The organism is Myxococcales bacterium (assembly GCA_016720545.1).
Classification (GTDB): Bacteria; Myxococcota_A; Polyangia; order Polyangiales; family Polyangiaceae; genus JAAFHV01.
Genome location: JADKKK010000005.1, coordinates 333534 through 352571, shown reverse-complemented (window position 1 = coordinate 352571; position 19038 = coordinate 333534). Strand labels below are relative to the sequence as shown.

At 71.0% G+C, this 19038-nt stretch carries 20 protein-coding genes; 12 read left to right on the top strand and 8 right to left on the bottom strand.

Features of this window, described 5'->3' with window-relative positions; translation table 11 throughout:
* Positions 1-2: 2 nt before the first annotated feature.
* Entirely contained in the window at positions 3-626 is a 624-nt protein-coding gene (locus tag IPQ09_13190; GenBank protein ID MBL0195163.1) for a hypothetical protein, read from the top strand.
* Between the two features lie 7 nt (positions 627-633).
* Positions 634-1677 (top strand): WYL domain-containing protein, encoded by a 1044-nt coding sequence (locus tag IPQ09_13185; GenBank protein ID MBL0195162.1) that lies wholly within the window; start codon positions 634-636, stop codon positions 1675-1677.
* 111 nt (positions 1678-1788) lie between these two features.
* Here the strand turns inward: IPQ09_13185 and IPQ09_13180 are convergent, their stop codons facing one another.
* Positions 1789-3759 (bottom strand): hypothetical protein, encoded by a 1971-nt coding sequence (locus tag IPQ09_13180; GenBank protein MBL0195161.1) that lies wholly within the window; start codon positions 3757-3759, stop codon positions 1789-1791.
* 277 nt (positions 3760-4036) lie between these two features.
* Between IPQ09_13180 and IPQ09_13175 the strand changes: the two genes are divergently transcribed.
* Together IPQ09_13175 and IPQ09_13170 are read left to right on the top strand one after the other, a co-directional pair.
* Positions 4037-5449, top strand: a complete 1413-nt coding sequence (locus tag IPQ09_13175) for a KamA family radical SAM protein (protein MBL0195160.1) — start codon at positions 4037-4039, stop codon at positions 5447-5449.
* Positions 5446-5673: a hypothetical protein gene (locus IPQ09_13170; protein ID MBL0195159.1), complete on the top strand. Its 228-nt coding sequence runs from the start codon at positions 5446-5448 to the stop codon at positions 5671-5673. Before IPQ09_13175 ends, IPQ09_13170 begins: the two co-directional genes overlap by 4 nt.
* Before the next feature lie 169 nt (positions 5674-5842).
* On the opposite strand, the gene IPQ09_13165 is transcribed toward IPQ09_13170, so the two are convergent.
* The 4 genes from IPQ09_13165 to IPQ09_13150 form a co-directional block, all read right to left on the bottom strand.
* The gene (locus IPQ09_13165; GenBank protein MBL0195158.1) at positions 5843-7093 is read right to left on the bottom strand and encodes a hypothetical protein; all 1251 of its coding nucleotides are present in this window, start codon (positions 7091-7093) and stop codon (positions 5843-5845) included.
* 157 nt (positions 7094-7250) lie between these two features.
* Complete coding sequence (locus tag IPQ09_13160; protein MBL0195157.1) at positions 7251-8750, bottom strand: multicopper oxidase family protein; 1500 nt, start codon at positions 8748-8750, stop codon at positions 7251-7253.
* Positions 8751-8817: 67 nt separating this feature from the next.
* Positions 8818-9687, bottom strand: coding sequence for a serine/threonine protein kinase (locus IPQ09_13155; protein ID MBL0195156.1), 870 nt, complete (start codon positions 9685-9687; stop codon positions 8818-8820).
* Positions 9688-9733: 46 nt separating this feature from the next.
* Positions 9734-11116 carry a hypothetical protein gene (locus tag IPQ09_13150; protein MBL0195155.1) on the bottom strand — a complete coding sequence of 461 codons (1383 nt, stop codon included), beginning with the start codon at positions 11114-11116 and terminating at the stop codon, positions 9734-9736.
* Positions 11117-11178: 62 nt separating this feature from the next.
* Here IPQ09_13150 and IPQ09_13145 point away from each other — a divergent pair, with 62 nt between their 5' ends.
* The 8 genes from IPQ09_13145 to IPQ09_13110 all read left to right on the top strand — a co-directional run bounded on the left by IPQ09_13145 (position 11179) and on the right by IPQ09_13110 (position 16455).
* Positions 11179-11430 carry a hypothetical protein gene (locus IPQ09_13145; GenBank protein ID MBL0195154.1) on the top strand — a complete coding sequence of 84 codons (252 nt, stop codon included), beginning with the start codon at positions 11179-11181 and terminating at the stop codon, positions 11428-11430.
* 80 nt (positions 11431-11510) lie between these two features.
* Complete coding sequence (locus IPQ09_13140) at positions 11511-12350, top strand: hypothetical protein (protein ID MBL0195153.1); 840 nt, start codon at positions 11511-11513, stop codon at positions 12348-12350.
* A 122-nt stretch (positions 12351-12472) separates the two neighbouring features.
* Complete coding sequence (locus tag IPQ09_13135; protein MBL0195152.1) at positions 12473-12889, top strand: hypothetical protein; 417 nt, start codon at positions 12473-12475, stop codon at positions 12887-12889.
* A gap of 143 nt (positions 12890-13032) precedes the next feature.
* Positions 13033-13686: a riboflavin synthase gene (locus IPQ09_13130; protein ID MBL0195151.1), complete on the top strand. Its 654-nt coding sequence runs from the start codon at positions 13033-13035 to the stop codon at positions 13684-13686.
* A gap of 76 nt (positions 13687-13762) precedes the next feature.
* Positions 13763-14941 (top strand): 3,4-dihydroxy-2-butanone-4-phosphate synthase, encoded by a 1179-nt coding sequence (gene ribB, locus IPQ09_13125; GenBank protein MBL0195150.1) that lies wholly within the window; start codon positions 13763-13765, stop codon positions 14939-14941.
* A 76-nt stretch (positions 14942-15017) separates the two neighbouring features.
* Positions 15018-15506, top strand: a complete 489-nt coding sequence (locus IPQ09_13120; protein MBL0195149.1) for a 6,7-dimethyl-8-ribityllumazine synthase — start codon at positions 15018-15020, stop codon at positions 15504-15506.
* A 1-nt stretch (position 15507) separates the two neighbouring features.
* Positions 15508-15930, top strand: coding sequence for a transcription antitermination factor NusB (gene nusB / locus IPQ09_13115; GenBank protein ID MBL0195148.1), 423 nt, complete (start codon positions 15508-15510; stop codon positions 15928-15930).
* Positions 15931-15933: 3 nt separating this feature from the next.
* Entirely contained in the window at positions 15934-16455 is a 522-nt protein-coding gene (locus IPQ09_13110) for a hypothetical protein (protein MBL0195147.1), read from the top strand.
* Positions 16456-16537: 82 nt separating this feature from the next.
* Here IPQ09_13110 and IPQ09_13105 read toward each other — a convergent pair whose 3' ends face one another.
* From IPQ09_13105 to IPQ09_13095, 3 genes are all read right to left on the bottom strand, one after another.
* Entirely contained in the window at positions 16538-17332 is a 795-nt protein-coding gene (locus IPQ09_13105) for a mechanosensitive ion channel family protein (protein MBL0195146.1), read from the bottom strand.
* Between the two features lie 181 nt (positions 17333-17513).
* Positions 17514-18176: an SCO family protein gene (locus IPQ09_13100; protein MBL0195145.1), complete on the bottom strand. Its 663-nt coding sequence runs from the start codon at positions 18174-18176 to the stop codon at positions 17514-17516.
* Positions 18173-19015: a formylglycine-generating enzyme family protein gene (locus IPQ09_13095; protein ID MBL0195144.1), complete on the bottom strand. Its 843-nt coding sequence runs from the start codon at positions 19013-19015 to the stop codon at positions 18173-18175. Before IPQ09_13095 ends, IPQ09_13100 begins: the two co-directional genes overlap by 4 nt.
* Positions 19016-19038 lie beyond the last annotated feature (23 nt).

Below are 19038 nucleotides of genomic sequence, written 5' to 3'. Positions count from 1 at the left end.
GGATGCACCCGCACCGGACCGGGCTCCCCTCGCCCGCGACCCCTCCGCAGTCTGTGTTGGCGTTCGCCTTCGTCGTCGCGGCCGCGTGCGCGGCGGCCGCGTGCGACAAGAAGCCCGATACCCCGCCCGAGGCGCCTCCTGCCGCCTCGGCGTCGGCGTCGAGCGCTCCTTCGACCGCGCCCTCGGCGTCGAGCGCGCCCTCGGCCACGCCCGACGCGACGCCCGCGGGCGACGCCGCGAGTCAGTCCGCGAGCGACGCCGCGACCGCCGCGGCCGCGCCCTCCACGGCAGCGACAGGCAAGACGCCGACGCCCGCGCCCACCGCTTCGGGCCCCAAGACCTACACGTGCGGCACGAAGCCGCTCCCCGACTGCCCACTCCAGGCCTGGATGAAGGCGCACGCCAACCCGCCGATGGCCGCGGGCGACACGCCCGGGCTCGGCGACGTGTTCGACCAGATGGTCAACCTCGGTCCCCCCGGCTACACGAACTGGGCGTCGATCTCGCGCGACGGCGCGAAGGCCGCCAAGCTCGGCAAGCTCGACGGCGCCAAGGCCGCGTGCCGCTCGTGCCACGACCAGTACAAGGCGAAGTACCGGCTCGCCTTCCGCGACCGGAAGATTTGAGGCGCGCGTGGCCGTGATGGGCACGCGCCTCCCCCGAGGCAACGGCAGCCGCGTGGGCCGCACGCGCGGAAAATTCACGCAGTTTCGGCGCCTCGACGCCCTTCGCGACCTGTTCGAGAGCCAGCCGCTCGGCTTCACCCTCGCCGACCTGGCCGCCACGCTCCGCATCTCGGAGCGCTCGGTTCGCCGCTACCTCCGCGAGATGACCGAGCCGCTCCAGCTCGAGTTCGTGGAGCCGGTGCCAGGTGGCGCGCGCGTGTGGCGCATGAAGCCAGGCGAACGCGCCCGCGCGATCGTGCTGCGGCGGGCCCAGGCGCAGGCGCTCCTCGCGACGCGCGCGCTGTTCGAGCCCACCAGGGGCTCGGCCTTCTTCGACGAGGTGGCGCTCGCCCTAGGCGAGCTGCGCAAGCTCACCCAGCGACCGGCCCCGCGCGGCGCGGGAAAGGCGGCCGATCCGGACGCCACCTTGCACGAGCGCGTGGTGTTCCTCGGGACACCCGGGCGCATCCCGCCCTCGCGCGCGGAGGAGATCGACGTCGCCATCCAGGCGCTCACCTCGGCGCGATCGCTCACGCTCCAGCGCCGAAGCCAGGCGGCGCGCTCGGTGTTCTTCCCCTACGGCGTCGTGTTCGACCGCGGCAACCTCGTGCTCGTGGGGTGGCTCGAAGAGAGCCGGAGCGTCGTGGTGCTCCCGCTCGAGGCGACCTCGAAGCTCGAGCTCGGGGAGAAGAAGTTCCGAGTGCCCGAGTCGTTCGAGCTCTCCCAGTACCTGCACGGCGACCTCGGCGTGGCCGCCCCGGCGAAGGCCCGCCTGCTCGTCGAGTTCGACGCCCGCGTGGCCGACGTCGTGCGCGCCAGGAAGGTCCACCCCGCGCAGCGCGTCGCCGTGGCGCCGGACGGTCGGGTGCGGGTCTCGGCTCCGCTCGGCGACCGCGAGCGCGCCCGCGCCTGGGTCCTCGGCTTCGGCGACGCGGCGAAGGTCGTCGAACCCGCGGAGCTCGCAGCCGACCTCCGCGAGACGCTGCTCGCGGCCGCTGCAAAGTACACGTAACCTGCGCCCTCCGGGCACGCCCCCACGATGGAAACGCGCGAGGCCCGCGCCGGAGCGCGAGCCTCTGCGGAGTCCTCGGCGTCACCCGGGCGGGCGCCGTCGGCGTTGCCCTCAGGGGGCGACGCGCACCGAGAGCGTGCCGTTGATGGTGGCGTCGAGGGTCGCGTCCTTGGTGCTCACGCAGACGTCCATGCGGGTCGTGCCCTTGCCCTTGAAGGCGCCGCCGGTGTCGACCACTCGGAACTCGATGGCCTTGCCGTACTTGCGCTCGAGCTCTTCGATGCGGAGCTTCGTGCCGTAGCCGAAGGCCTTCGAGTCCATCGCGACGGACACGTAGGGCACCTTCCCCGCGAGGAAGTCCTGGAGGGTGTTCAGCTTCGCGCCGAGGCGATCCTTGAAGCCACCCTCGACGCCGGTGTTCGAGGGGAAGTACCCCGTGCCTTTGCAGCTGAAGCTCGAGGCCGACATGTTGCCGTTGCCGTTGCCTACCGTGGCGCCGCCGCCGCTGGGGGGCGCCGGAGGGGTACCGCCGGGAGGAGTGCTGCCGCCACCGCTCGAGCCGCCCGCGCACTGGCCGGCCTGGCAGGTGGAGGAGCCGGGGCACTGGTAGTCGGCCTTGCAGCCCGCGACACATTGGCCGCCCGTGCAGACCTTGCCCGCGCCGTTGCTGCCGGGGTTGCACTGCCCGTCGCTCTTGCACGTCTGGCCAGGAGCCGCAGGCGTCGAGCCGCAGGCGGGGTTCTGGCCGCTCATCTGAGCCTTGTCTTCAGGCTGGGCAGACACGCGGGTGCAGGTCTGCCCCTGCGCGCACTGGAAGCCGATCTGGATCTGCTTGTTGACGCACTTGTAGGCGCTGTACTCACGAAGGTCGCTGCAGTACCAGCCGTCGGCCTTCTCGCCGCAGCTGTCCTCGCTCTCGAACGCCGAGTCGTTGGTGATCTTCTCGCCGCAGTCGGAGCTCGTCTTCGCGTTCGGCGCGCGGAGCGCGTACGCCGCGCGGGTCTTCGAGCCCGAGGCGCTGATGTTGCGCTCGTGCACCATGGCGCCCTGGTTGTCGATGACGTACCCGTTGCCCGGCGAGCCGTCCTTCGAGCCCGCGTACATGTACACGTGGTCGGGGTGACCGGGCACGCCCTTGCGGTCGCGCGAGATGATGACGTCGCCGGGCTGGAACTGGTTTGGGTCCTTGATGACCTTCCAGCCCTTCTTGAGGAGGGCGTCGCGGAACTCCTCGGTGCCGGGATGGATCCCCATGTCGGGGACCGCGCCAGACTGCTTCAGCGCATACGAGAGGTAGGTCGCGCAGCCGTTGCGGTCGGGGCGGCTCGCGGTCGACGCGCCGATGTCACGGAGCTTCGCGCGCGCGGCGCGACGCACCCGCATGAAGCCATCCTGCGACTTGTAGAAGTTGAAGAGCTTCGCGTTGGAGCCGCACGCCTCGTTCAGCTTGCTCGGCACGGCGAGGAAGGTCGCGCCGCCGGTGGTCGAGGTGACGTCCTCGAACGTGAGGAGCGGGGCGAACCACTTGTCGAAGCGGAGCTCGTCGCACTGCGCGCCGCCGCCGGTGAGCCGGCACTCCTTGATGATGGTGAGGTCGAACGGACCGTACGCGTAGCGGTCGTCGGTGCACAGGCCGGTCTCGAGGTCGACGTCGGTGCCGGCGGGGCAGAGCCCCTCGCCGCGGGCCCGCCGGGCGAGCGCGAGGTCCCACTTCGCCGTCGTGCACTGGGCCCCGCCGCCGAGCTTCTGGCACTCGGCGATCATGCCCGGCGCGAACGGGCCGAGCGCCAGGCCGCCCGCGACGCAGAAGCCGCCGATCTCGTCGAAGGCCGAGCCGGACGGGCACACCGCCAGGTCGGGGGTGACGAGGTGCAGGTACTCGCCGGTCTCCGGCTCGGTGCCCTCGTTCGCGAGGAGCGCCGGGTCGAGGTCCAGGATGGTCTCGCCGTTCGGGCCCACGCCGCCGCCCCCGAGGGGTCCCGGATCGTCGACGCCGCTCGAGCAGCCGATGAGGCCGTTCACGCTGACGAAGGAGAAGGCGGCGGCGACCAGGAGGCGGGAGAGGCGGGCCGTGGTGCTCATGACGACCAGAACAGCATGGATTATGCCAACCAGGGGTCGATGAAAAACACATACGAATCGAGCGGATGACGCGCCGAAAGGTCGAGCTACGTGGCCCCCAAGAGCGGCGGGCTGGTGGATCGGCTCGCGCTCTGCGACCCGCGCCTACATGGCGCGCGCTCGCCCCAGGGGGACGATCCGGAGTGAATGTGTGCAAGGTGCACTTCGTGTGCCACCGGCCGTGCGATGGCTGCGCTCGACGCGCGTGGTGCGACGTGGGAGAAGACCCCGGATGGACATGCAGCGAACCTCTCTCAAGGTCATCGACCCGGCGGGCAACACGACCGCCAGCGCGCACGCCACGCCGGCCGCGAGGCCCCCGGTGGAGCCGGGCACCCTCCGCCACGCCGAGCTCGTCTCCGGTGAGTTCTGGCGCCACATCCCCGCCTACAAGGACGTGAGCGAAGCCCAGTTCCTGGACCACAACTGGCAAGCCAAGAACTCGGTCACGCGGGTCGACAAGCTGCTCGCCGCGATCGCCGGCCTCGTGGACGACGGCTTCATCAAGGACGCGGAGGAGGGCTTCCGCCGCGCGCCGATGAGCGTGCGCATCAGCCCCTACATGCTGGCGCTCATCGACTGGCGCGATCCCCACAAGGACCCCATCCGCACCCAGTTCTTGCCGCTCGGCTCGCGCCTCTTCGCCGACCACCCGAAGCTCGACCTCGACTCGCTTCACGAGCAGGCCGACGCCCCGGTGCCGGGCCTCACGCACCGCTACCCGGACAAGGCGCTCTTCCTCCCGCTCGACACGTGCCCCGTCTACTGCCGATTCTGCACGCGCAGCTACGCGGTCGGCGTCGACACCGAGGAGGTCGAGAAGGTCAGCCTGAAGGCCAACGAGGAGCGCTGGAAGCTCGCGTACGAGTACATCCGCTCCCGCGCCGAGCTCGAGGACATCGTCATCTCGGGCGGCGACGCCTACCAGCTGCGCGCCTCGCAGCTCGAGGAGATCGGCATGACCCTCCTCGACATGCCCAACGTGCGCCGCATGCGCTTCGCGACCAAAGGCCCGGCCGTGATGCCGCAGAAGATCCTCACCGACGAGGCGTGGACCGACGCCCTCACGCGCGTGGTCGAGCGCGGCCGAAAGCTCCACAAGGAGGTGGTGCTCCACACGCATTTCAACCACCCGAACGAGATCACGAGCATCACCCAGGCGGCGATGAACAAGCTCTTCGAGCGCGGCGTGTTCGTGCGAAACCAGAGCGTGCTCCAGCGCGGCGTGAACGACTCGCCCGAGACCATGACGCTGCTCGTGAAGCGCCTCGGCCACGTGAACGTGCACCCGTACTATGTGTACGTGCACGATCTCGTGAAGGGCGTGGAGGACCTGCGGACCTCGGTCGACACGGCCATCCACATCGAGAAGCACGTGCGCGGCTCCACCGCCGGCTTCAACACCCCGGTGTTCGTGGTCGACGCCCCCGGCGGCGGCGGCAAGCGCGACGCGCACTCGTACGAGCACTACGACCGAGAGACGGGCATCAGCGTCTACCAGGCGCCCAGCGTGAAGCCCGGGCAGTTCTTCATGTACTTCGACCCCCTCCACCAGCTCTCCACGAGCGCGCAGCGGCGCTGGGCCGATCCCGCGGAGCAAGCGGTCATGGTCGCCGCCGCGCTCGGCCGCGCCAAAGAGCGCGCACGTTGAGGCTCCCACAGAGCCGCGTGGCCCACGCCGCGCGGGCCGGGCTCTTCGCGCTCGCGCTGGCGACGGCGAGCCTCGGCTGCGGCGCGGCGGGCATCGGCGTCTGCACCTCGGTGTGCTCGCGGCAGTACTCCGAGTGCGTCGCGCGCTCCTCCCCTGGCGCGTCGCAGTCCGACTGCGCGGCGCGTGAGCAGGAGTGCAGCGCGCAGTGCAAGGCCAAGCGCTGACACCCGTGGGCGCCCCGCCGACCCGTGACCGGGCGCGCGACGGGCTCTGGACCAACACGACGCCGATGTGCGCGCCGACGGTGCGAACGAAACGAAGACGAACGCCCGCGGCGAGTGGCCGCGGGCGTCGGTGCGTCTGCCGTCGCGAGGGGAGGCTCCCCGGCGAGGGCTACTTCGGGATGATCGGATCGATGAGGCAGGTCGACACTTCGAAGAGCACGTACACGAGCGCCTTCTCCTGCGGCAGGAGCGCGGTGGCGCCGCCCTCGCCCTCGGTGTGGTACGCGCTGTAGAGCACTCGGCCGCAGGAGTCCTCGAAGCTCAGGGTCATGGGGCGGTTCTTGGTGCCGTCGTTGCCGAACGCCCACACCTTCGGGGTGAGCTTCTTCGTGCCGCCCGCGCCGTCGGGCACGTCGACCTCGTTCACGCGATCGACCTTGATCCACGCCTCCTCGAAGGTGACGCTGCGGTGGTTCTGGCCGTCGAGCCAGTCCTTCAGGCCCGGATCGGCGATGGTCGCCGGGGTGTTGTAGGAGTTCGAGTCGCAGCCCTTGTTGGGGGTGAACGTGACGTAGTTCTTCCAGGTCTCGTTGATGAACGAGTACTCGAAATCGGTCACGTAGAGCTTGCCGCCCTTCTGGACCCACTCCTTCAGGTTGCGCTGGATGGCTGGGTCGAGCGCGTCGTCCGGACCGCTGAAGCCCCCGGGGCCCGCGGTGGCGCACGTGCCACACGGCAAGAAAATGATGTTGTATTTCGCGAGCTTGGTCGCGTCGCGAAGGAACGCCACGCGCTGCGCCTGCGGGATGGTGTCGGTGATGGGGATGCCGAGGCGCGTGAGCGCCTGCTCGATGTCGTCGTAGTTCGTGTCGACGACGGCCGTGGTGGGCACCATGTCGCCCGAGGCCGCGTCTTTGCGGCGCGGGAAGGTGGTGTCGGCCTTGGCGACGGCGACGTCGGCGCCCTTCACGTCGATCGCGACGACGCGGCGGAACTGCCCCTTCTGGACGACCAGGAACTGCGGACCGCTCCGGTTCGCCGTGACGACGAAGCTGCCATCGGCCTTCGACAGCGTCTTCGGGACGGTCGTGTCGAGCTCCACGCACTTGTCGCAGAAGTTGCCATCGGGGATGGGATCGGGCCGCTTCTGCGCGAGGTACACGAGGGCCCCGGCGATGGGGATGTCCCCGGCTGGGGTGTAGACGCGGCCCGACCAGTTGCCCTTCGGGGACAGGTCCTCTTGGGGCCGGGCATCCTGGAACAGCGAGCCGGTCTCCTCCGCGGGCGGCGCCGCCGTGTCGATGAAGGCGCTCGCGTCGACGGGGTCGTCGAACACCTGACGGGTCGTCGAGGAGGAGCACGCGCCCGCGACCCCCATGAGGAAGAGACCCAAGAACCCACCGTGCCAACCGAGCTTCATGCGCTACTCCGTTCCCGGGACCTCCCGGCGAGCGGGGCAACCTAGCACCCTTCAGCGGGGAGTCGACCACCGCTCGCAAAAAGCGCCAGGGCCGTGGGAACGCCGTCGGCCGACGCTCCGCGGGTGTGGCCGCGAGCCCACGCCCGAGGTGAGCGGCTCAGTGCAACATGAACATCCCCATCATGCCGACGTCGGCGTGATCGAGGATGTGGCAGTGGTACATCCACGTACCCACGCGATCGTCGAACGGGATGGCGATGGTGATGCGCTGCCGCGCCACCACGTTCACCGTGTCACGGAGCTCCCGCTGCGCGGGCGGTCCGTTGCCCGTGTCGAGCACCTGGAACGCGAAGCCGTGCAGGTGAAACGGGTGATCTTGCCCCGTCATGTTGGCGACGGTCCACACCTCGGAGGTGCGGGCGCGCACGGTGAACATGCCGCCGTCGCCTTGCGTGTGAGACATCGAGAGCGCGCCCCGATCGTCCACGAACGCGAGCGCGTGCGCGGGTGGCGCCGACGCGTCGACGCCGCTGACGGGCTCGAACGCGGCGAGCTTCGCGGGAGGGAGATCTTTGCCAATCACGGGCTCTCCCTCGAGCGCCACGTCGAGGACCGGCGTCTTCTCGGGGGGGGCGGTGGTGTGCAGTCGATCGACGGTGTTCCAGGTGCCGACGATCGACTGCCCAGGAGCGCCGCGCGGCACCACGAAGAGCTCTACGCGCTCACCGGGCACCACCGTCGCGATGCCGAATGGCAGGCGCCGCGCCACCTCGGCGAAGCCCACGTCGCCGCCCAGCCGATAGACGTCGAACCCCGGCAGCTCGAGCGCGGCGTAGCGGGCGCGTGACGCGTTGACCACGCGCCACCGCTGCGGCAACCCCGGCCGCGCCTTCACGGCGCCGCGCACCCTCCCGTTCACGAGCGGACGCCCCTCGCGACCGAAATAGTCGCCGAGGCCCCCCGTGGCGTCGGGCGTCTCGAGGACGCCCGCGTCCGTGATGCTCACGTCGCTGAGCACGAGGGTCAGCTCGTCGGTCGGGGGCACCACGGCCACGCCCTCGGGATCGTCGACCACCAGCGCGCCATACAGGCCGTAGCCCACCTGGGTGCTCGACGCGACGTGCGGGTGGTACCAGAACGTGCCCGCGTCGGGCACGCGAAACTCGTAGTCGAACGTGCCGCCCGGCGGGATCGGCGCCTGGGTGACGTCGGGCACGCCGTCCATGACGTTGGGGACGCGCAGTCCGTGCCAGTGGATGGTGGTGGGCGCGGGCAGCGAGTTCGTGAAGTGGACGAGGACCCGATCGCCTCGCTTCGCGCGGATCACGGGCCCCGGCAGGATCCCTTGGTAGGTCCACATGGGCAGGGTCTGCCCACCGATCGCGATGGGCACCACCTTCGCCTCGAGGCGCACCTCGACCACCCCCGGCGCCGCGTTCAGGTCCTCGAGTGCGGGCATGCGCAGCCCCTGGTCCCACCCGGGCGGCTGGAGCGAGGGTGCGGCTGCGTCGGACGCGGCCACGTCCGCGGGCACGCCCGCGTCGGGGGTGGGCTCGGTCGTGGGGGAGGAGCACGAGGCGAAGGTCATCCCCGCGGCGCCCGCGCTCGCGCAGAGCGCGCAGACGGTGCAGAGCGCGCGCAATCGGTGCGGGCGCACGGGGGCGCTGCGCCTCGCGGGTGCTTCGATGAACGACACGCCACCGGGCGATGCAACCGATGTGCCGTCAGCGCGGGCTGGAGCGCTCGATCGCCGCGAGCAGCGCGGCGGCGCTCGAGAAACGCATCGCGGGATCGGGGAGCAGCGCGCGCTCGATCGACGCTGTGAGCGCCGCGGGCAAGTCGGGGCACACCTCGGTGAGGGGCGGGCCCACGCGGTCGGTGTTGAAGTAGGCGGACCGCTCCGAGTGGCGTGTCGCCACGAACGGGGGGCTGCCCGCGAGCATGCGGTACAGCAGGGCCCCGCACGCCCACATGTCGGCTTGCCCATCGACCGCCGACGCCGCGGCGAGCTCCGGCGGAAAGTACGTAGGCGAACGCGACGCCGGCGGGGCGAGGCTCAGGTTCTTCTCCGTGTGCGCGTCTCGCCCCTGGCCCGAGTCGAAGTCGATCACGCGCAGCTGGCCGTTGCGAGCGATGAGGATCTCGGTGGGGTTCAGGCTGCGATGGGTGAGGTTTCCGGCGTGGATGGCCACCACGAACTGCAGGAGATCGCGCCCGATGCGGAGGGCCTCGGCCACAGGGAGCGGCGTGCCCTTCGGCAGCGCATGGAGCTTCGCCTCCAGGGTCTCGCCGTCGACCCGGTCCATCACGAGGTAGGGGCCGCTCTCGGACTCGCCATCGTCGTAGATGCGCACCATGGCCGGGTGGGCCACCTGGTTCGAGAGGTACCCTTGCTCGAGGAAACGCTTGGCGCGCTCTCGCGAGGTGACCAGCGACGGGTGCATGATCTTCAGGGCCGCGTCGAACCCGTAGATGTGCTTGGCCGCGTAAACGTGCGCGGTGGACCCCGAGCCGAGCAACCGTTCGAGCAGCCACTTCCCGTCGAATCGGGTCCCGGGCGAGGACGCCTCGTCGAGGTTCTGCGGGCTAGCCATGCTGTGAGCATCCTAGTCATCCTGCCGCCCGCCGGCCAACTTGGGCTCAGCGAAACGGGTGGGAGCCCAGCGAAGTGAGCAGCTCCTTCGGACCGCTGGCGAGGGTGACCGTGACCCCCTCGGCGGTGACCGCCAGGTCGGCCCGCGCGGTCACGGTCGAGGGGGGGCGCTCCTTTCGCAGCCCCGCGAGGAGGGCGACGTCCTCGGGCCCGAGGTCCTTCGGATCGTGCGGATACGCGAGGGCCTCCGTCGTGGAGAGCGCGAGCGGGCCAACGCAGCTCATGGGCTCGTCCCCCTCGTAGGCGCACACGGTGACCGACTCGGTCGTCTCGGTGGTCAGCATGAGCCCGGCGTAGTCGGCGTCGCCATGCTCCCGGCGGCCGTGGACCTCCACGACCCGCCGCTTCCCGAACACAGCCTCCTTGGAGCTCAGGTACGTGTATTCTTCATTGATCCCGAACGCGCCGGGGTTCCACGTGCGGGCGAGCTCGGCGACGGGCTCGAGCGCCTCGCCCGAGGTCTTTCGCACGAGCATGAACACGCCGAGCCCCGGGCCCTCGTTGCCGAAGCGCACGACGCGGAACGGCGGCACGAGCCCCGCGACCGGCTCGCTCGACGCCACCAGCGGACCCACGTTGAACGCCTCGTCGGTCACGCGCTCGAGACACTGGAACAGCGCGAGGTCTTCTGCGAAGCGGCGCGCGCAGAACACGGGCTGCGGGCGGGGCGCCGGCTTCGGCACCATGTCGCGCTTCACCTGCGCGAGCAGCGCGTCCAGGCGCTTCTGCACCGCCGCGTTCGGCCGCTTGGCGAGCGAGGCCCGGTAGCGCACCACGGCCTCCATGAGCTCGCCTTTCCCTTCGTAGCCCCGGCCCAGGTTGTAGAGCGCTTGCGCGCGCAGGCGCGCGTCGCCGGCGTTCTTCACCGCGAGGGTCGCGTGGTCGATCGCGGCGGTCCAGTCCGACGCGCCGATGTCGACCCAGGACAGCTCGGAGAGCACCGCCGCGTTCCCCGGGTCGAGCGCGAGCGCGCGCCCGAGCGCCGCGCGCGCCTCGGGCCACTTCTCGGCCTTGGCGAGGGAGCGGCCCGCCTGGAGCTCGGCCAAGAGCTTGGCCTTGTCGGCGGCGGCGAGCCGAGGAGCGCTCGCGTCGACCCGCTTGGCCACGTGGGCCGAAGCGCTGGGAGCGGGCGCGGCCGTGGGCGGCGACGGCGGGGCGGGAGGGGTCGACGGCGCAGGCTCGGGGGCCGGCGGGTCCTTCTTCACGCACCCCGCGAGCAACACGCTGGCGAGCAGGGAGGCCGCAGCAGCGGGGACGAGGCGGCGGGTGAGGTCACGGAGCGGGCGGGACGGGGTGGGCACGCCCTCGTTGTGCCGCATGCCGGCGCCCGCGGGCAAGCCCGCCGCGCCGTACGTCGCCGGCCCCTTCATCGCGCCCCCGACTTGACGGATACCGGTTGCCCCCTCCCGGAGCCCATGCTCGGATGAGCTTCATGAAGACGTCTACCCTCGGTCTGACTCTCCTCCTCGTGGCCGCGAGCGCCTACGCGTGCTCCCCGGGAGTGACGGGCGGCGCGGACGCGGGGGCATCGGACGCGGCCCCCGCGGAAGACTCCGCGAGCCCGCCGCCCGCCGACGCGCTCGCGCCGGACGGCGCGCGCCCCGACGCGGGCGGAGACGCGTCCACCCCGGACTCCTCTCCCCCGGACTCGCCCCCGGACCTCTCCCCGGACCCCGCTCCCTGACCTCCCCGGACTCCTCGCTCCCGGACGCGGCGGACGGCTCGGTCGCCGACGCGGCCGACGCCGCCGTGCCTCCCCCGCTGGTGACCTCCCTCGTCGACAACGTGGTGGACTACGACGTCAACGCGACGCACGTGTTCTACCGCACGGCCGGCGGCTACTTCTCGTGCGAGCTGCCTGCCTGCACGAACGTGTCGACCGTGTCGACGTTCGTCACGGGCTACCCGTACATGGCGGCGTCGAACGACAAGTTCTATTTCTTCCTACCGGCCGCCGCCAATCAGTTCACCCTCCGCTCGCGCACCCCGGCCGGCGGCCCCGTGGTCGTGGAGGACACGATCAGCTGGTCGGGCGCGGTGCTGCCGCAGTCGCTCTTCGCAGGGACGACGTACCTCGAGACCTACTACCGCCTGAACCCCTTCGTGACGGGGGCCCCCACGTACCGAACCCTCCGGCACAACTACGTCACCGAGCGCACGCCCGCGATCGGGACGCGGCACCAGAATTTCGGGAGCGCCGTGACGCTCGGCACGAACCTCATGGCGCCGACGGGCACGGGCGAGCCGTTCCCCGCCCTGCCCACCGCAGGCACGAGCATTGGCTCGAGCCCCGTCGGGCCGACGGTCACCCACCCGACCGTCGTCGTCTTGCGCGACGGCAACCTCGAGGCCTGCCCGACGGCCGCCCCGTGCGCGGCGTGGATCAACCTCGGCGCCCTCGGCGCGGTCTTCAACCTCGACGCGACCCACCTCTACGTGGGCGACGCGACGGGCCTAGGCCGCTGCGCGCTCGCCGAGATCGCCGCCGCCGGCACGTGCACGCTCACCCCGCTCGCGGCCGAGCCGATCGCCAAGCCGCTCTACATCACGCCGACGCACGTCTTCTATCGGTCGGGCACGACGGTGAAGAGCGTCACGAAGTAGCCCCCGCTTTCCTCACCTCGGGCCGGGGGATCCGCGAGCGTAGTGAATGAGTGACGACCCTCCTCGTCTACGTTCCCGCGTTTGCGCCTCGCAAATGCCTCGCCAAAGGAAAGAAGGTTTACTTGATCCGAGCTCATCTCGTTCGTGTGACGGTCGTCTTGGGGTTGGTCCTCGTGGCGGCCGCGGGGTGCAGCAGCAGCAGCAGCAGCGAAGACGCCGGCACCGCGAACGACTGCGAGGCCGCGTTCAACGCCCTCTGCGACAAGGGGGCGGCCTGCTCTCCCTCCGGCGAGGTCGTTTTCGGGAGCGCGGCCACCGGTGACGGGGGGGCGCGTGACGGGGGGGCGGGCGGTGGCGGCACCATCACGATCGGCAGCGCCTCGAGCTGCAAGACGGTCTACAGCCTCGGCTGCACGTCGAGCCCGCCCGCCAACGTCGCCGCCTGCAAGGCCGCCTCGGCGACCGCGCAGTGCAGCACTCCGGCCGGTGAGAAGCCCCGCCTGGTGTTCCCGAAGGAGTGCGAGACCCCGCAGAAGTAGGCCAGCGACGCGAGGCCCCGCCGGCTGAGCCAGCACGGCGGGGCGCGTGGGTCGAGTGCCGCGCGCCCGCGATTGGCTCCCGGTGAGCGAGCTCGCCGGTTTGGACCTTTACGGACCGAGGGTTGGGGACTACATCCCGCGGCATGTTCACAGGCCTGGTCGAAGCGCGGGGAACGCTCGCGCGGCGCTCGCCAGCGTCTGGCGGAGCGCGCCTCTTCGTCGAGGCGCCCCTGTCGCCGCTGGTCCTGGGCGAGTCGATCGCGACCGACGGCGTGTGCCTCACGGTCGAGGCGCTCGGGCCCGGCGGCTTCTACGCCACCGCCTCGGCCGAGACACTCGAGCGCACCACGCTCGGGGGGAAAGCGCTCGGCGCGCCGGTGAACCTCGAGCGCGCCCTCGCGGTGGGCGCGCGTCTGGGCGGACACCTGGTGGGCGGCCACGTCGACGGAGTCGGCCGCGTCGCGGCGTCGCGCGCCGAGGGGGGCGGAACGCGTGTATCCTTCACCTATCCGCGTCCGCTCGCGCGCTTCATCGCGGAGAAGGGCTCCATCGCGGTGAACGGCGTGAGCCTGACCGTGAACGGCGTCGAGGACACCTCGTTCCACGTCGTCCTCGTGCCCCACACGGCGGCGAGCACGGCCTGGACGCTCGAGGTCGGGACCCTGGTGAACCTCGAGGTCGACGTGCTCGCCCGGTACGTCGCGCGGGCGCTCTCGGTCGCCAGCGCGGAGCCGCCGGAGCGCATCGCCTCCGACGAGGCGTGGCTCACCACGCTCGGCCGGGCGGGCTACCTATGAAGCGCGCGACGCCCGCGACGCCCCTCGCACGAACAGCCCCTGTCGGCGCAGATCCCGCACGCAAGGTACCCCAACCATGAGCCCTCTCGTCACCATGAGCCCCGACCTCCTCGCGCGTATCCAGGGGGCGATCGAGGACATCCGCGCCGGCAAGATGGTCATCCTCGTCGACGACGAGGACCGCGAGAACGAAGGCGACCTCACGATGGCCGCGCAGTTTTGCACGCCCGAGGCCATCAACTTCATGGCCACGCATGGGCGTGGGCTCATCTGCGTGTCGCTCGCGGAGGAGCAGGTCGAGCGCCTCCAGCTCCCGCTCATGAAGGCGCCGAACCGCAGCGGCCCCACGCTGGGCACCGCCTTCACCGTCAGCATCGAGGCGCGACGCGGCGTCACGACGGGCATCTCCGCGGCCGACAGGGCGCACACGACGCGGCTCGCGGCGAGCGCCGACTGCCGGCCCGAAGATCTCGTCACGCCGGGCCACGTGTTCCCGCTGCGCGCACGCAACGGGGGCGTCCTCGTCCGCACCGGCCAGACCGAGGGCTCGGTCGATCTCGCGCGCCTCGCGGGCCTGAACCCCGCGGGCGTGATCTGCGAGATCATGCGCGACGACGGCGAAATGGCGCGAATGCCCGACCTCGAGCTCTTCGGCAAGAAGCACGGCATCCGCATCGTGACGGTGGCCGACCTCATCCAGTACCGCCTGCAGACCGAGCGCTTGGTCGAGCGCGTGTCGGAGCGCCCCATCGTGCTCGACGCGACCGGGACGACCTGGCACGCGAGCGTGTATGTTACACGCATCGATGGGCGCCAGTTCTTCGCGCTACGGAAGGGTACGCCCTCCCCCGACGAGCCGGTCCTGTGCAGAATGCACGCTGGCTCCACCGTGGCCGACGTGTTCGCCTCCACCCCCCGGGAGGGAGGGCGTCACCTCCGCCAGGCGATCGCGCGCATCGAGGCCGCAGGGACGGGCGTCATCGTGTACCTCCCCGCGCAGGGCGACCTCGCCTTCGAGCTGGCGAACCTCACCCACTTGGCCTCCACGTCGAGCGTTGGCGATCCGCACGCCGCCCCGAAGGACGGCCCCGCCGACAACCCGCTCCGCGAGTTCGGCCTCGGCGCGCAGGTGCTGAGCGACCTCGGGGTGCGCAAGCTGCGGCTGCTCACCAACAACCCCCGAAAGATCGCGGGCCTTGCGGGCTACGGCCTCGAGGTCGTAGAGAGCGTGCCGCTCACCGCCGAGCTCCACTGACCGCGCGATCTCTGGTCTTGGGTCCAGGCCCAAGACGGCGCGTCGCCCAAGAACCACCGAGCGAGAGGACAGAACCATGGCAGAGCCGAGAATCGTCGAGGGTGGGCTGGTCGTCGGCGAGGGGGCTACGCTCGCGATCGTCGCGAGCCGCTTCAATCACTTCATCGTGGACCGCCTCGTCGACGGCGCCGTCGACGCGTTCGTTCGCCACGGCGGCGATCCCGCCCGCCTCACGATCGTGAAGGTGCCAGGCGCGTGGGAGATCCCCGTCGCCGTGCGCAGGCTGGCCCTCGGGCGCAAGGCGGACGCCATCGTGGCGCTAGGCGCGGTCATTCGCGGCTCGACTCCCCATTTCGACTACGTCGCGGCGGAGGTCTCCAAGGGGGTCGCCCACGTGTCGATGGACACCGGCGTGCCCATCGCCTTCGGCGTGCTCACGACCGACAGCATCGAGCAGGCGGTCGAGCGCGCGGGTACGAAGGCAGGCAACAAGGGCTGGGAGGCCGCCGTCAGCGCCATCGAGATGATCGCGCTCGCGCGAGCGCTCGACGCGGCGGGGCTCTGAGGTGGGCGCGAGGCGCACAGGTCGCGAGGCCGCCCTCCAGATGCTCTTCCAGGTGGAGGCGCAGGGCGCCACCGCCGACGAGGCCATCCGCCTCTTCTGGCGTCAGTTCGACATCGATCCGGAGGGGCGCGACTACGCGGACGCGATCGTGCGTGGCGTCTCCGAGGCGGGGCCGAAGCTCGACGAGATCATCCGCAAGGCCTCGGCCCACTGGCGCGTCGAGCGCATGTCGCGCGTCGACCGGAACCTGCTGCGCCTCGGCGCGTGGGAGCTCTCGACGTCGCGCGAGGTGCCGCGCGCGGTCGTCCTCGACGAGGCCGTCGAGCTCGCCAAGACCTATGGCACCGAAGAGTCGTCGGCGTTCGTGAACGGCGTGCTGAACCGCATCGCGGACGATCTGGGTCGCGCCGACCGGGACCGCTGATCCGTGGAGGTCGGCTTCGTCGCGAACGAGCTCGCGACCCTGGACGCGAGCGGCGCGGACGTGATCGCCTGCGGCCTCTTCGAGGACGAGCGCCCCATGCGAGGCCTCGCCGCGGTGGCCGACTTCCGCCTCGCCGGGCGGCTCAGCGCGTTCCTGCGGCGGGGCGAGCTCACCGGGGTCATGGGCGAGGCCTTCCTCTTCCCGCCTCGGCCGCGCGTCGCCGCCGAGAAGCTCGTGGTGTTTGGCTGGGGCCCTGCGACCGACCTCGACGAGGCGGCGTGCGAGCGGGCCATTCGGCGCATCGTGATAGCCCTCGTAGGCCTAGGCGCGAAGCGCACGGTCCTCGAGCTCCCGGGCCGCGCGCGCGGCCTCTGCGATCCCGAGCAGGCCGCCAGCCTCCTCTTCCGGGTGACCGAGGAGCACGCCGCCGATCTCTCCGTGCTGCTCGTCGAGGACGAGCCCGGCCGCAAGCGCTTCGCCCTCCGCTTCGAGGAGGAGAAGAAGCGAGCGCGGCGCGTGCTCTGAGCCTCCCGGCCGGAATCGAGAGCCCGGCGCTGAGCCGGGCTCTCCTTCCTCCCTGCCCCGGCGTCTTCAGGCCGGGGAAAGCTCAGGCGGCTTTGGCGGGTTGCATGACCTGCAAGTGCTGCTGGGGCACGGCGTAGCCGGCCTTGCCGAGCTCGTTGCGAATGGCCGCGTTCGTCTCGAAGTACACCTGCCAGTAGTGGTCGTTGTGGCAGTAGGGGCGAACCGAGAGCACCGGCCCTGCCAGCGTGAAGGTCACGATGTTCACCTCGGGCGCCGGCGACGAGGCCACGTTGGGGATCTTGGAGAGGGCCTCCTTCAGGATCTCGATCGCCTTCGTGGTGTCGCCCGTGTGGTCGAGCTGGGCCGTGAGCTCCACGCGGCGCACCTTGTTGGCGGTGTAGTTCTTGATGGTGTCACCGAACACCTTCGAGTTGCCGATGAGCGTGGCGACGTTGTCCATGGTGTTGATCTTGGTGACGAAGAGGCCCACCTCTTCCACGGTGCCGGTGACACCGCCGGCCTCGACGAAATCGCCGACCTTGAACGGCCGCAGGACGACCAGGAACGCGCCCGCGGCGAAGTGCGCGAGGAGGCCCGACCAGGCCATCCCGATGGCGACGCCCGCCGCGCCGAGCAGCGCCGCGAAGGTGGTCGTCTGCACGCCCAGATAGCCAAGCACGCCGAGCGCGAGCGCGATCTTGAGCATCGCCGTGAGCGCCGCAGAGATGTAGGTGGTGAGTGTCTCCTCTACCTTGCGCGCCTTCAGCGACTTGCCCACGATCTTGTCGACGAAGGCTATGAGCCAGACGCCTACGATCCACATGAGAAGGGCGGCGATGAGCTTCAGGCCAATCTCGAACGCGCTGGCCTTGGCCATCGCCACGAGATCGCTGCCTGCCTTCGTCGCGCCATCGATCGTCTCGGGAAGAATCACGGGTCACCTCCACACGCAAGAAGTTGAGCGAAGCCGCCATCCTCCCAAGGGGGCGGCTCCGCGGCCAACTTCCGCGCGTGTCGCGACGGAACGCGCGAGCGAGTGAGCGCGACGTGGGCGACGGTCAGGGTGCGCCGAGGGACTTCAGCTTCGCGACGAGCGCGTCCGCCGGCTGCCCGAGCCCCTCGAGCTCTGCCACGGCGACTCCGCCGCGATCGAGCAGCACGATCTTCGTGGAGTGGCTGAACTCGCCCTTCTCGATCTTCCTGTATTGTACACCGAGCACGGCCGACAGCTCGCGCGCCGAGGACTCGTTCGCGGCGACGAAGCGCCAGACCTGCGGCTCGATCTTGTGCTTCTGGTTCAGGGCCGCGAGCGCCGCGGGGGTGTCGCGCTCGGCGTCGAAGCTCACCATGAGCACGCGCGTGTCGGCGCGGCGCGCTGGCTCCACGGCCTCGAGGACGTTCTTGATGTCGCGGGTGAGGGTGGGGCACGCCGCCGGGCACGTGCCGTAGAACATGGCGATGAGCACCGGGTGTCCGCGGAACAGCTCGAGGGGGATCGTGGCGCCGGTGTGGTCGACCATGGCGGGCTTCAGCACGTAGATGGACTCGCCCGAGATGGCGGTCTGCGAAGGCGGATCCGCGGGTGCGCTCGCGGCGGGGGACGGCTCGGCAGCGGGCTTCGGTGGCTCGGACTTGCTGCACGCGAGCAGGCCCCCGAGGAGGAGCGCCCAGGGGAGGCGCGCGAGGCCGCCACGCCAAAAGGAGAGTTCTTGGTGCTTCATGGGGACCTCGGGGCTTCGTCGGCCGCGCACCGAAAGCCTAGATTGGGGCTCGTGTAGGCGCCGCGCAGCGCGGCACGGAAGGCCATTCGCATGAACGTGGAGTACTTGGTCTTGTCGGCGCCCGTGAGGGTGCCGCCACCACAGACGAAGGCCTCGTCGGTGCGTCGCCCGTCGGACACGACGCGGTTGTTGAAGTCGCCGACCCACTCCCAAATGAGGCCGTGGAGGTCGTGGACTCCCCAGAAGTTCGCCTTGCCCGCCATGACCGGGCCGAGGCGCGTGGGGGTAGGCTGCCCGTACCACGCGAGGATGACTCGCTCGCGGTTCGGGTCGGCGGTAGGGGCCGGCTCGGTCTCGCTCGCGCGCGCCGCGAGCTCCCACTCCGACTCGGTGGGGAGCCTCGCCCCGCGGGCCTCGCAGTAGGCCTTCGCGGTAAACCAGCTCACGCGGACGACGGGGGCGGTGGGCGCGGCGTCGGGGCCGAGCGTGACGGCGTTCTCCCAGTGGCTGAGGTAGCCCGCGTCGACGAACAGCCTGGGCGGCACGCCACGCTGCCACCGCCGCTCCGCGCGCACGAACGTGAGGTACTGCGCGTTGGTGACCGGCCCGCGGTCGAGGAAGAACCGCTTCACCTTCTCCGGCGCCTGCTCTGACTTCGGCGGGTCGATGAGCTTGAGCTCGCCCGGCCCCACGGCCACCATCCCGGAGGGCGGGCGAGCCGCCGGAGGCACGGCGCGCGCAGGCGCCGCCACGAAGAGCGCCCCGAAGCCCACGAGCCCGCACGCGGCCAGCGGGGCGAGGCTTCGTCGGTGGCGCGGCGGGTGGATGTGGGGGCTCATTCGGGGCTCAGGGGAGGGGGGAG